12 protein-coding genes are annotated in these 12,421 nt (G+C 70.1%); 7 read left to right on the forward strand and 5 right to left on the reverse strand.

Going from position 1 to position 12,421, the window contains the following annotated elements:
- The first annotated feature begins 77 nt into the window (after window positions 1-77).
- The gene (locus NX1_RS28345; RefSeq protein WP_068065832.1) at window positions 78-1,034 is read left to right on the forward strand and encodes a LysR family transcriptional regulator; all 957 of its coding nucleotides are present in this window, start codon (window positions 78-80) and stop codon (window positions 1,032-1,034) included.
- 6 nt (window positions 1,035-1,040) lie between these two features.
- Here the strand turns inward: NX1_RS28345 and NX1_RS28350 are convergent, their stop codons facing one another.
- The 3 genes from NX1_RS28350 to NX1_RS28360 all read right to left on the reverse strand — a co-directional run bounded on the left by NX1_RS28350 (window position 1,041) and on the right by NX1_RS28360 (window position 2,897).
- A complete protein-coding gene (locus NX1_RS28350; protein ID WP_068065834.1) occupies window positions 1,041-1,523 on the reverse strand; it encodes a hypothetical protein in 483 nt (160 codons plus the stop codon).
- Complete coding sequence (locus NX1_RS28355; RefSeq protein ID WP_068065838.1) at window positions 1,520-2,458, reverse strand: dihydrodipicolinate synthase family protein; 939 nt, start codon at window positions 2,456-2,458, stop codon at window positions 1,520-1,522. The genes NX1_RS28350 and NX1_RS28355 overlap by 4 nt, the downstream gene beginning before the upstream one ends.
- A gap of 169 nt (window positions 2,459-2,627) precedes the next feature.
- The gene (locus NX1_RS28360; protein ID WP_068065840.1) at window positions 2,628-2,897 is read right to left on the reverse strand and encodes a DUF2631 domain-containing protein; all 270 of its coding nucleotides are present in this window, start codon (window positions 2,895-2,897) and stop codon (window positions 2,628-2,630) included.
- 155 nt (window positions 2,898-3,052) lie between these two features.
- Here NX1_RS28360 and dxr point away from each other — a divergent pair, with 155 nt between their 5' ends.
- The 5 genes from dxr (at window position 3,053) to NX1_RS28385 (ending at window position 9,764) form a co-directional block, all read left to right on the forward strand.
- Window positions 3,053-4,192 (forward strand): 1-deoxy-D-xylulose-5-phosphate reductoisomerase, encoded by a 1,140-nt coding sequence (dxr, locus tag NX1_RS28365; RefSeq protein ID WP_068065878.1) that lies wholly within the window; start codon window positions 3,053-3,055, stop codon window positions 4,190-4,192.
- Window positions 4,193-4,414: 222 nt separating this feature from the next.
- On the forward strand, window positions 4,415-5,611 hold the full coding sequence (locus NX1_RS28370; RefSeq protein ID WP_068065843.1) for a M50 family metallopeptidase: 1,197 nt from the start codon (window positions 4,415-4,417) through the stop codon (window positions 5,609-5,611).
- A gap of 153 nt (window positions 5,612-5,764) precedes the next feature.
- On the forward strand, window positions 5,765-6,922 hold the full coding sequence (ispG, locus tag NX1_RS28375; protein ID WP_068065845.1) for a flavodoxin-dependent (E)-4-hydroxy-3-methylbut-2-enyl-diphosphate synthase: 1,158 nt from the start codon (window positions 5,765-5,767) through the stop codon (window positions 6,920-6,922).
- A gap of 69 nt (window positions 6,923-6,991) precedes the next feature.
- Complete coding sequence (locus tag NX1_RS28380) at window positions 6,992-7,855, forward strand: GNAT family N-acetyltransferase (protein ID WP_084501821.1); 864 nt, start codon at window positions 6,992-6,994, stop codon at window positions 7,853-7,855.
- A gap of 121 nt (window positions 7,856-7,976) precedes the next feature.
- Complete coding sequence (locus NX1_RS28385) at window positions 7,977-9,764, forward strand: penicillin-binding transpeptidase domain-containing protein (RefSeq protein WP_068065847.1); 1,788 nt, start codon at window positions 7,977-7,979, stop codon at window positions 9,762-9,764.
- Window positions 9,765-9,812: 48 nt separating this feature from the next.
- On the opposite strand, the gene NX1_RS28390 is transcribed toward NX1_RS28385, so the two are convergent.
- Both NX1_RS28390 and NX1_RS28395 read right to left on the reverse strand, forming a co-directional pair.
- On the reverse strand, window positions 9,813-10,151 hold the full coding sequence (locus NX1_RS28390) for a peptidoglycan-binding domain-containing protein (RefSeq protein WP_169812302.1): 339 nt from the start codon (window positions 10,149-10,151) through the stop codon (window positions 9,813-9,815).
- Window positions 10,152-10,256: 105 nt separating this feature from the next.
- Window positions 10,257-11,393 (reverse strand): BTAD domain-containing putative transcriptional regulator, encoded by a 1,137-nt coding sequence (locus NX1_RS28395; RefSeq protein ID WP_245668716.1) that lies wholly within the window; start codon window positions 11,391-11,393, stop codon window positions 10,257-10,259.
- Between the two features lie 203 nt (window positions 11,394-11,596).
- Between NX1_RS28395 and NX1_RS28400 the strand changes: the two genes are divergently transcribed.
- On the forward strand, window positions 11,597-12,421 hold an 825-nt coding region (locus NX1_RS28400), incomplete at its 3' end, for a serine/threonine-protein kinase (protein WP_157120151.1).

The raw sequence follows: 12,421 nt of genomic DNA on the forward strand, positions 1-12,421 counted from the left end.
CCGGACCGTCTCCGTCCCAGCCTCGTCGTCGCGGCGGCCGTCCGGACCGGTGCGCGGCGTGCAATACCCTTGGTCGAATGAGTCAGGTGGAGTCGATCGACGTCGAGCGGTTGCGCTGGTTCGTCGCGGTGGCCGAGGAGCTGCACTTCGCGCGGGCGGCCAAAGCGCTGGGGATCGCGCGGCAGCGGCTCAGCCGGACGGTCATCGACCTGGAAGACGAGCTCGGCACCAAGCTGTTCGTCCCCGGCGCCCAGCCGACGCAGCTCACCGACGAGGGCCGCGAGCTGCTCACCGCCGCGTGCGAGGTCATCGCCCGCGCGGAGGCCGAAGCGGCGCGGCCGGAGCCCGAGGAGGACCGGCCCGTCCTTCGGGTGGGTTTCGTGCCCGGCGTCACCGTGTCGAAGTGGGAACGGATCTGGAGTGAGCGGTTCTCGGATGTCCAGCTCGAGACGATCCCGCTCGCGGCCGCCGACCAGCTGACCGCGCTGCGGGAGGGACGGGTCGACATGTGCTTCGTACGCCTGCCGATCGACCGCGAGGGGCTCAGCGCGATTCCGCTGTACCGCGAGGTGCCGGTCGTCGTGGTGCCCAAGGACCACCCGATCTCGCTGTTCTCCGAGGTCGGCGCGGCGGAGCTGGCCGACGAACGCGTGCAGGACGCCTCGGACATCGACGCGGCGGCGGTCACCTTCGAAATGGTCGCCGCGGGAGTCGGACTCGCCGTCGTCCCGCACTCCATCGCGCGCCTGCACGCCCGTCGTGATCTGGTGTACCGGACCGTCACCGATCACCCGGACACCGAGATCGCCCTGGCCTGGCCCGCGTCCGAGACCACCGAGCTGGTCGAGGAATTCATCGGCGTGGTGCGTGGCCGCTCCGAACGGAGCTCGCGCGCGCCACGCGCCGAACAGCCGGCGAAGCGGACCACCGTCAAAAAGCCTGCGCCGCAGCGGAAACCGACGGGCGGGAAGGGTGCCTCCGCGACACGGGGCGCACGCTCCTCTGGCGCGAAGAGCAAGCGGCGCGGTCGCTGATCCGGTCTATTCGACGCTGCGCCGCGCCCCGGCGGGCCAGACGATATCGATCGGGACGAGCCGTCGCCGGGCGGCGTCGACCGCGTCGGCGGTGCTGCCGGTATCGCCGTCGCTGCCATCCCACACGGCGACGAGCCGGGTGATGTCGGCCAGGACGGCTTCGTTCGCCGCGCGGTACGCGACGGGCGACGGTTCGGCGTAGGGCATGACCCGCACGGATGCGGCCCGCGTGAGCAGGTCGTCGAAGACCGCGACGCGGTCGATCGGGACGGCCTGGTCTCGATAGTGCCGCGCGGGCAGCACGACCTCCAACCGCCCGCCGAGCGCGAGCACCACCTCGGCGAAGATCGAATCCGCGCCCGGCGCAAGGCAGCTCACTCCGATCAGCTCGCCGTCGCAGTCGCGCAATCGTTCGAACAGCGCGGCGCGGATCAGTTCGGCGGTGGCCGCGGTGAGATGGAGGTGCCCGGTGATCCCTATGCGTGTCACGGCGTGCCCTCGTGGAGGCGGGGCAGGATCTTGTTGCGCAGGTGCGCGCGGATGTCGGCGATCACGGCGTCGGCCGGGGTGACCAGGGGGCTGCGGACGGTGGCCGGGAATCCTGGAATGCGTTCGGCGAGGGCGGCTTTGACGAACGTCATGTCGGAGAGGCCCGATTCGTGGCGGAGGGCGCGACACTCGTCGAACACGGCTTGCCAACGCGTTGCCGCATCACCGTCGCCGTCGCGCAAGGCGGCGGCGATACGAACGGGGATCTCGGGCACGGGATTGCCCCCACCGGACACGATGCCGTGCACGCCGAGCTCGCCGATCCGTGCGGCCGCACCGTCGTTGCCCGCGAAGACCGCGAGTCCGGTCGCGGTATACGCCCGGGTGACGTCGAGCCGACCACTCGAGTCCTTGATGCCGACGAGCATCGGGTACTCGGCGGCGAGCGCACCGAACAGCTCCGGGGAGATCGGCGTTTGGGTGTGACGGGGAAAGTTGTACAGCAGCATCGGCAATTCGGTGCGAGCGAGCAGCCTGCCGAAGAAGTCACGGACGCCGGTCTCCGGTGGGTCGGCGAAGAAATAGGGGGCGATCGCGGCGACGGCGTCGGCGTGCTCGCGAGCGTGGTCGAGCAGGTCGATCGCGTCGCCGTACGCGGTGGCGCCGACGTGGGCGATCAGGTGGCCCGGCCACTGCGCGCGGGCCTGCTCGAGGACCTTCTTGCGTTCGGCGACAGTCAGATTCGCGAACTCGCCGGTGGTGCCGTTGACGAGGATGGCATCGACGCCCGCCCGGTGCAGAAAGCCGAGGTACTCGCCCAGCGCCCGGCTGTCGACGGCGTGGTCGCGAGTGAACGGCGTGACCGTGGCGATGATCGGGTTGACCTGCACGTTTCCCGGCCAGGGAACCCGCGGCGCCGGCTGTCCAACTGTCATCTGCGGCACTCCTCCACATCGACACGGCAGTCGACCAGTTTATCGCCCGCGCGGCGGCGGCCGGTCGATCGAGTCCGGCGATGCCGGGTGATCCGCGGCGAGCCCGGTGGACGCGGGCACGACAACGGCCGCGCCCCCGGCATGGACCGGGGCGCGCGGCCGCGAAGAATTAGCGGGGCTTGCGCCGCAGGATGGTGTCGCGCACCAGGATGACCACGATGAGCGCGGCGAAGCCGATGAGGTAGATGTCCTCGATCTTGCCCTTGTGGTTGCCGATGACCATGGCCACCAGCGCGAACGCGACGATCCAGCCCGCGATGCGGAAGGTGCGACGCGATTCACCACTCCAACCCCAGGCGGCGGAGGGGACCTCGGCGGTGTCCACGTGAGTGACGATGGCGCGCTCGTTCTTGGCGGGTTCGATTTCCGTGGCGGCCACGATCGCTCCTCAGGTGGTTCGGGTACCGAACATTCCGGTACACACTCGGTGGGGCTACTGCTCGATATCGTGACATACGACGCCGCGTCGTTGGTAGTCGGGCCGCGTTCGACGCGCGCGGTGAGCGGCCTGGCACGGTAGGACACAATGGCTTGGTGTCCGACATCGTGAGAGTCCTGCTGCTCGGCAGCACCGGATCCATTGGTACCCAGGCGCTCGAGGTGATCGCCGCCAACCCCGACAAGTTCGAGGTGGTCGGCTTGGCGGCCCGCGGTGGCAATACCGAGCTGTTCGCCGCGCAGATGGCCGCCACCGGGACTCGCAATGTCGCCGTCGCCGATCCGGCCGCCGCCGCGGCCCTCGACATTCCGCTGGCGGGCCCGGCGGCCGTGACCGAATTGGTCCGCCGCACCGAGGCGGACGTGGTGCTCAACGCGCTGGTCGGCTCGCTCGGCCTGGAGCCGACCCTGGCCACCCTGGAGTCGGGCACGCGGCTCGCGCTGGCGAACAAGGAATCGCTCGTTGCCGGCGGTTCGCTGGTGACCCGCGCCGCCGCGCCCGGCCAGATCGTGCCGGTGGACTCGGAACATTCGGCGCTGGCGCAGTGCCTGCGCGGCGGACGCGCCGAGGAGGTCGACCGGCTGGTGCTGACCGCGTCGGGCGGGCCGTTCCGCGGCTGGACCGCCGAGATGCTCGAATCGGTGAGCCCCGCCGAGGCCAAGGCGCACCCGACCTGGTCGATGGGTCTGATGAACACCCTGAATTCGGCCTCGCTGGTGAACAAGGGCCTGGAGCTGATCGAGACGCACCTGCTGTTCGGTATCCCCTACGACCGCATCGACGTCACGGTGCACCCGCAGTCGATCGTGCACTCGATGGTCACCTTCACCGACGGGTCGACGCTGGCGCAGGCCAGCCCGCCGGACATGAAGCTGCCGATCGCGCTGGCGCTCGGCTGGCCGGACCGGGTGCCCGGCGCGGCGGCCCCCTGTGATTTCGGCACCGCCGCCACCTGGACCTTCGAGCCGGTCGACAACGAGGTGTTCCCCGCGGTCGACCTGGCCAGGCAGGCTGGCACCGCGGGCGGCAGCGTGACGGCGGTCTACAACGCCGCCAACGAGATCGCGGTGCAGGCGTTCCTGGACGGTCTGATCGGCTTCCCGGCGATCGTGCGCACGGTGGCTCAGGCGGTGGAGGCGGCCGATCAGTGGCGGACCGAGCCGCAGAGCCTGGCCGAGGTGCTCGCCGCCGACGGCTGGGCGCGCGACTACGCCCGGCGCGTCGTCGGAGGCTGAATCGCCGGTCCCCGGCGCGCACGACCGCATGCTGGCAGACTGAGGCTTTGAGGATCGGGGATGGAATTCGTCCGGCGTACCCGCGCGTTCGCGCGGACGTGCGCGGGCTGGTGACGGACTCGGTCCCGCCGCGTCCATTAGTGTGGTCGGGGTGCTCGCGGCCGCGCCGGCGCGTGCGCGGGATGTCGACGAGCTGCGCAACGCAGGAGGGCTGGAGAGCAAATGGTGTTCGCCATGGGGTTCGTGCTGTTCGCGCTCGGCATCCTCATCTCGGTCGCCCTGCACGAATGCGGACACATGTGGGCGGCCCAAGCCACCGGCATGAAGGTGCGCCGCTACTTCGTCGGGTTCGGGCCGACCCTCTGGTCCTTCCACCGCGGTGAGACCGAATACGGCGTCAAAGCCATCCCGCTCGGCGGCTTCTGCGATATCGCGGGCATGACCGCTTTGGACGAGGTGCGGCCGGAGGAACTGGACCGCGCCATGTACCGCCAGGCGACCTGGAAGCGAATGGTGGTGATGGCGGGCGGCATCGCGATGAACTTCGTGCTCGGCTTCCTGCTGATCGTGGTGCTGGCCGTCGGGTGGGGCCTGCCGCGGCTGGACGAACCGGCCCCCACCGTCGGGAGCCTGCAGTGCGTCGCGGACGCGAATCCCGATGGGACCCTGCAACAGTGCAGCGGTCTCGGCCCCGCGCAGGTGGGCGGCCTCCAACCGGGCGACACCATTACGGCCGTGAACGGCGTCGCGGTCGGCACCTGGGCGGAGTTCACGGAGCAGACCCGCAAGCAGCAGGGCCCGATCACCTACACCGTGGACCGCGCCGGACAGCGGGTGCAGGTGACGGTCACGCCGCAGCCGGTGACGCGCTACGCGAAGGACGGCACGAAGACCGAGGTCAGCGCGGTCGGCGTCACCCTCGACAACCCGCCGATCGAGCAGTACAACGTCGTCACGGCCGTCCCCGCTGCGGCCTCCTTCACCGGCGACCTTTTCGTGCGCACCTTCCAGTCGCTCGCCCAGATGCCCGCCAAGGTCGCGGCGCTCTGGGACGCGGTCACCGGCGGCGCGCGCGACCCGGAGACCCCGGTCAGCATCTACGGCGCGAGCCGCATCGGCGGCGAGAGCGCGCGCGAGGGCCTGTGGCAGGTGTTCGTGCTGATGCTGGCGAGCCTCAACTTCTTCCTCGGCGCGTTCAACATTCTGCCGCTGCTGCCGCTGGACGGCGGTCACATGGCGGTGGTGCTGTACGAGAAGTTCCGCAACACCGTCCGCGGCTGGCGCGGCCTCGCGCCGGCCGGTCCGGTCGACTACCTCAAGTTGTTGCCCGCGACCTACCTCGCCGTCGTCCTCGGCGGCGCGTACATGGTGCTGACGTTGGCCGCCGACATCGTGAACCCGATTCGGCTGTTTCCCTGAGTTATCCCTGGCGGGGTACCCTGTCGCGGGCAATCGCGGGACAACACGTCGCCAGACCGTGTCATGGGCGTCACAGGGTGGTGGTCCACCGGGCGCGGCTAAGCTCGGTAGGCGAACGGCCCGCAGCACACGGACGAAAGTAGGCAGCCGAAAGTGACCAGCACAATCGGACTGGGGATGCCGACCGCACCCGCGGCCGTTCTCGCGCCCCGCCGCAAGACCCGTCAGTTGATGGTGGGTGGTGTCGGTGTGGGTAGTGACCACCCGATTTCGGTGCAGTCGATGACCACCACCAAAACGCATGACGTGAATGCGACATTGCAGCAGATCGCCGAGCTCACGGCCTCTGGTTGTGACATCGTGCGTGTCGCCTGTCCGCGTCAGGAGGATGCGGATGCGTTGGCGACGATCGCGCGTAAGTCGCAGATCCCGGTGATCGCCGACATCCATTTCCAGCCCCGCTACATCTTCGCCGCGATCGACGCCGGTTGCGCGGCGGTGCGCGTGAATCCGGGCAACATCAAGGAGTTCGACGGCCGGGTCAAGGAGGTCGCCAAGGCCGCCGGCGCCGCCGGCATCCCGATCCGCATCGGCGTGAACGCCGGTTCGCTGGACAAGCGAATGATGGAGAAGTACGGCAAGGCCACCCCCGAAGCGCTGGTCGAATCGGCGCTGTGGGAGGCGAGCCTGTTCGAGGAACACGGCTTCGGCGACATCAAGATCTCGGTCAAGCACAACGACCCGGTGATCATGGTCGAGGCCTACCGTCAGCTCGCCGCGCAATGCGATTACCCGCTGCACCTCGGCGTGACCGAGGCCGGTCCGGCGTTCCAGGGCACCATCAAGTCCGCGGTCGCCTTCGGCGCGCTGCTCAGCGAGGGCATCGGTGACACGATCCGGGTCTCGCTGTCCGCCCCTCCCGCCGAGGAAGTGAAGGTCGGCGGCCAGATCTTGCAGTCGCTGAACCTGCGCCCGCGCAAGCTCGAGATCGTCTCCTGCCCGTCGTGTGGTCGCGCCCAGGTGGACGTCTACACGCTGGCCAACGAGGTCAGCGCCGGGCTCGAGGGCATGGAAGTGCCGCTGCGCGTCGCGGTCATGGGCTGTGTCGTCAACGGGCCCGGTGAGGCGCGCGAAGCGGATCTGGGTGTGGCCTCTGGCAACGGCAAGGGTCAGATCTTCGTCAAGGGCGAGGTGATCAAAACCGTGCCCGAACATCTGATCGTCGAGACGTTGATCGAGGAGGCCATGCGGATCGCCGAGGAGATGGGCGAGCGCGATGGCGCCGGGGAGCCGGTCGTCACCGTCGGCTGAGACCGGCCGGGACCAGCGCGTTTCGGATACCCGTACCGGATCGGCCGAGTTCGTGGCAGGCTGTCGATTGTGCGGAGTCTGCTGGAGCCGACGCGACGGGCGAAATACGCCCCCGCGCGTCAGCTCGCCAACCGGGATCTGGCGCAGGTCCTGCGAGTGCTCGACAGCGATCCGGTCGCCTCGTGCATGATCGCGGCCCGGTTGCAGGAATTCGGCCTGGACGCCAGAGGCGGGCACGGTGAGCTGTGGAGCCGCGGCGGCCCCGCCGAATCCCTCTGCTTCTCCGGAGCCAATCTGGTGCCGCTGCGGGGCGACCACGACGCGTTGCGCGCGTTCGCCGACCGCGCGATCCGCTGGCCGCGAGTGTGCTCTTCCGTGGTCGGCCGCCAGGAGCTGGCGTTGCCGCTGTGGGAGATGCTCACCGAGCGCTGGGGACCCCCGCGGGAACTGCGCGGCACGCAGCCGCTGCTCGCGCTCGGCCAGCCCGCGCTCGCCACGGCCGATCCGCAGGTCCGCAGGGCACGGCCCGAGGAGCTGGACCGCTACCTGAGCGCGGCGATCGCCATGTTCATCGAGGAGGTCGGCGTCGACCCGAGGGCGGGCGACGGCGGCAGGGGCTACCGGCGCCGCATCCAGCACCTCATCGAATCCGGCCGGGCCTGGGCGCGTTTCGAGGACGGTGAAGTGGTCTTCAAGGCCGAGGTCGGGTCGCTATCCCGGCGCACCGGCCAGATCCAGGGCGTGTGGGTGCATCCCGATCGGCGCGGCAAGGGCGTTGGCACGGCGGGCACGGCGGCGGTGGCCAACGCGGTGGTCGCATCGGGACGCACCGCGAGCCTGTACGTGAACGACTTCAACACGGTGGCCCGCCGCGCTTACGGCCGGGTCGGATTCCGCCAGATCGCGACCTTCGCGACCGTCCTGCTGGACTGAGATCTCGGATTCCGATAGTTCGAGACCGCCCGCGCCACCTGATGCGGAACACCATCCTCGTCGGCCGAGATGCGGTGCGCCGCAGGCGTTTGCCCATTGTTGGCCAGTACCATCGGCAGCGATGTCGACACGCATGCTGATTCCGCTGTCCGTCGCGGTGCTCGCCGCCGCGGCGGCGGGCTGCTCGCCCGGGCCGCAGGGTCCCGCGCCCGCGGCCGACGCCTTCGTCGCGGCCTTCGCCGACCACGAGGTGGCCGCGGCCGCCGAGCTCACCAGTCAGCCCGAGAAGGCCACCGCCGCACTGACTTCCGCGTGGCAGAACCTACAGGCCGAACAGCTGACGGCGCGGACCGGCGCGGCCAGGGTCACCGGCGACACCGCAACTGTCGAATACACCTACGAGTGGCGCCTGCCGAAGAACCGCACTTGGACCTACACCGGCCAGCTGCAAATGGGCCGCAGCGGCGGGCGCTGGATGGTGCGCTGGACGTCGTCGAACATCCACCCCGAGCTCGGCGACACCCAGACCATGGAACTGCGGGCGAACCCGGCCCCGCGCGCCAGGGTGAACGAGCAGTCCGGCAGCGACGTCCTGGTGCCCGGCAAAGTGTGCCGCGTCGCGTTCACCGCCGCCGACGCCTCCGACCCCGCCACGGTGGCCGCCGCGCTGTCCCGGTCGCTGTCGCGTTTCGACGAACGGCTCACCCCCGAGGCGATCCTGAAGACGGCGAAGAACATCAAGGGCGCGTACACGGTGCTGCTGCTCACCGAGCTGGAATACGACCAGGTCGGCGCCGACCTGATCGGGCTGCCCGGGGTGACGCTGACCCAGGAATGGGACCTGGTCGCGACCGATCGCCATTTCGCGCCCGACCTGATGACACAGGTGCGCCAGACCGTGATCGCCGAGGTGGACGGCAAATCGGGCTGGAGCGTGGTGACCATGAACGCCAACGGCGCCGACACCGCCGTGCTCACCGAGGTGCCCGCGCAACCTGCGCCCTCGTTCGCGCTGAGCATCGACCGCTACGTGCAGAACGCCGCCCAGCGCGCCGTCGACGTGCGTACCGAGCAGACCATGATGGTCGTGCTGCGCCCGTCCACCGGCGCGATACTGGCGGTCGCGCAGAACGACGAGGCGGACCGGGACGGGCCGGTGGCCACCATCGGCCAGTATCCGCCCGGTTCGGTGTTCAAGACGGTGACGGCCGCGGCGGCGATGGCCGCCGGGCTGGCCACGCCCGACACCGTGCTGCCCTGCCCGAGCAGCATCGTCATCGGTGAGCGCACCATTCCGAACTACAACCACTTCACGGTCGGCAGCGTGCCGATGGCCACCGCATACGAGCGATCGTGCAACACTTCCTTCGCCAAGCTGGCCAGCGAGCTGCCCGCCGACGCGCTGCACGTCACCGCCGCGAAACTGGGTGTGGGCCAAGACTATTCGGTGGTCGGACTGCCCACCGCGTCCGGCTCGGTGCCGACCGCGGGCGAGATGGTGCAGCGGACCGAGGACGGGATCGGGCAGGGCAAGGTGGTGGTCAGCCCCTTCGGCATGGCCGTGATGGCCGCGACCATCGCGCACGGCACGGCGCCGGTGCCGTACCTGATCGCCGGGCGGCCCACCGCCGTCGAAGGGGAGCGGCCCGCCATCGCGCCGGAGGTGATCGAGGGATTGCGGGTCATGATGCGCAAGGTGGTCACCGGCGGCACCGCCGAGCGCATCGTCGATCAAGGCGAGGTGTACGGCAAGACGGGTGAGGCAGAGGTGGACGGCGGCTCGCACTCGTGGTTCGTCGGGTATCGCGGCGACATCGCCTTCGCGACGCTGCTGGTCAAGGGCGGCAGCTCCGACCACGCGGTGGCGGTGACGCGCGATATGTTCGCCGCGCTGCCGACGGGCTATTGAGCGACGCGGCGAAGGCGCCGCCGCCGCAGCGGCGACGCCCGCGAATCATCAGGAGTACAACACGGCCCACGTGTCCGGCCCGACCACGCCGTCGACCTTCAGACCGTACGCGGCCTGGATGTCCCGCACCGCCGCCTCGGTATCCGGCCCGAAGGCGCCGTCGATCTTCACGGCATAGCCGTGCAGCTGGAGCAGACACTGCGCTTGCCGGACGGCGTCACCGCGGCTTCCGCTGCTGATGGTCGGGTAGGAGTCGGTGTAGCCGCAGCCCTTGCCGCGCTCGGCGGGGTCGGCGTCTTTCGGGGCGGGTGCGGCCCACGCGGGCGCGGTCGTGGTCAGCAGACCGGCGGCGAATGCGGTGGCGGCGATCAGCGTGCGAAAAGTCATGAGAACCATCCCTTGTCGAGTGCTACGGTCCGGGAGCGGTGCTCCCGATGAGCAAACTAGGAGCCGTGCCTTCGGCGATTCTCGAGACTTTCTGCAATCGCCTGGTCAGGACGGTGGCGCGGTCTCCTCGCTCGCCCCGTAGCGCAGCCGCGTCGATCCGACCCTGATGACGTCGCCGTCGGTGAGCGGGGTGTCGGCACGGATCGGCACCTCGTTCACGTACACCCCGTTCGCGGAATCCCGGTCCCTGACGAAGATCCCGTCGTCGCGGTGCAGGATGCGCGCGTGCTTGCGACTGACCCGCGCGTCGTCGAGCACGATGTCGTTGTCGGGTTCTCGGCCGATGCGCAGACCCGAGGGCGGCACCGGAATCCGGTCGCCGTCGCCGACGCGCAACCAGGCCCTGCGGCGGATGCTCGGCACGTCGCGGGTGGTGGCGCCACGGGCGGACGGCGATTCCGGCGGCAGCCGGTGGTTGCGGATCGCTTCCTCGAGCTCGGCGGTCTCCGGTTGCGGATCGGCGCCGAGTTCCTCCACCAGGTTGCGCCGCAGCTCCCGGAAGGCGTTCAGCGCGTCGGCCTGCCGTCCGGACGCGTACAGCGCCCTGGCCAGCAGTCGCCACACCCGTTCGTCCACGGTGCGTTCGGCGGTCAACGCGGTCAGCTCGCCGGTCACCGCGCTCGCGCGCCCGTCGGCGATGTCGGCGGCGATCCGATCGACGAGCACGTGATGTCTGCGCTCGGTCATGTCGGTGGCGAAGTTCGCGGCGAACCCCAGTTCGTGCACGCCCGTCACCGGCGTGCCGCCCCACTGGCCCAACGCTTCCGCGAAACACGCTGCGGCCGTGCGTGAGTCACCGGCGCGGGCGGCCGCGTCGCCGCGCGTACGCGCGGCCTCGAATCGGCCGACGTCGCACTGGTCGTCGGCGATGTCGAGCAGATAGCCCGCGTCGACGGTGCGCAGGACGTCGCGATCGGGAATTCCGGCTCCGCGCAGGACGGTTCGCAGATTCGACACGTACGCGTAGAGGCCGTCCATGGCGCGCGGCGGCGGGTCCTCGCCCCAGATCGCATCGATCAGCGCGATCTTCGGGACGCCCTGGCGGCGGTTGACTACCAGGATCGCCAGCAGCGCACGCGGTTTCGCACCGGACAGGACGATGGGAACTCCGTCGACGAGCAGCCGTACCGGGCCGAGTATTCGCACGTCGAGCGAGGGCCGATCGGGACCAGCCGTGGCCACTGGCATCCCTCCCAACTACACTGCGCGCCAAGTCGTCTCGCGAAGCGAAGGCGACGTGAGTGGATTCAGCATACGCATTGCCCGAGGTCCGCGGCGGAGCCCTTCGGGACGAAACCGCCGCGCGGGGCGCGGGGCCGCGCGGCAGTTCGCGCAGGTGGAGTGCCGATCTCACGGATGCGGTGGCACAGGGAGGTGCGCGGAGGGTGGTCGCTGCGGAGTTGATCGCCGGCTCGGTGTTCGCGGGTCATCAGATCGAACGACGGCTCGGTTCCGGCGGGATGGGCACGGTGTATCTCGCCAAGCACCCGACACTGCCGATGCGGGTGGCGCTGAAAGTGGTCGGCGCGGGGCGCGACGACCCCGAGTACATCGCCTTGTTCCGGCGGGAGGCGCAGCTGGCGGCCGGTCTCGATCATCCGAACATCGTGGACGTCAAGGATTTCGGCGAGGAAGACGGCACGCTGTGGATGTCCATGCGGTACGTGCCGGGCGGCGACGCGGCGGCACTGGTCGGTCCTGGGCGTTCGGGCGTCGAGGCGGGCCGTGCGGTGCACATCGTGACCGAGGCGGCCAAAGCGCTCGACTACGCGCACGAACACCACGTCGTGCACCGGGATGTGAAGCCCGCCAACATCTTCGTCGCGCCCGGCGACGCGGGCGCGGACCGGGTGCTGGTCGGTGACTTCGGCATCGCGCGCCGGACGGATCCCGCCGCCACCCAGGTCGACACGGGCGTTAGGACGTTCACCGCACCCTACGCGCCACCGGAACAGCGCAGCGGCGGACGCGTGGACCGGCGCGCCGATGTCTACGCGCTCGGCGTCACCTGCTACGAACTGCTGACCGGCCGGTTGCCCGACGCGGTGCTCGCAGATCGCGAGCGGCTGCCCGCCGGAGTCGGCGCGGTGCTGGCCAAAGCCATGGCGGGTGATCCGGACGAACGCTACGGGACGTGCGGCGAGCTGGCGGCGGCGCTGGCCGACGCGGTGCGGGCGGAGTCGGCGCGCGGCGAACCGAAGCGCCGTTTC

It is taken from the genome of Nocardia xishanensis NBRC 101358 (genome assembly GCF_001613365.1).
GTDB lineage: Bacteria > Actinomycetota > Actinomycetes > Mycobacteriales > Mycobacteriaceae > Nocardia > Nocardia xishanensis.

Bases quoted from the DNA above. Each gene is read 5' to 3' on its own strand.
- NX1_RS28385 (WP_068065847.1), top strand. From the start codon at position 7,977: ATGTCGACACGCATGCTGATTCCGCTGTCCGTCGCGGTGCTCGCCGCC.
- NX1_RS28345 (WP_068065832.1), top strand. From the start codon at position 78: ATGAGTCAGGTGGAGTCGATCGACGTCGAGCGGTTGCGCTGGTTCGTC.
- NX1_RS28355 (WP_068065838.1), bottom strand. From the start codon at position 2,458: ATGACAGTTGGACAGCCGGCGCCGCGGGTTCCCTGGCCGGGAAACGTG.
- NX1_RS28370 (WP_068065843.1), top strand. From the start codon at position 4,415: ATGGTGTTCGCCATGGGGTTCGTGCTGTTCGCGCTCGGCATCCTCATC.
- NX1_RS28390 (WP_169812302.1), bottom strand. From the start codon at position 10,151: ATGACTTTTCGCACGCTGATCGCCGCCACCGCATTCGCCGCCGGTCTG.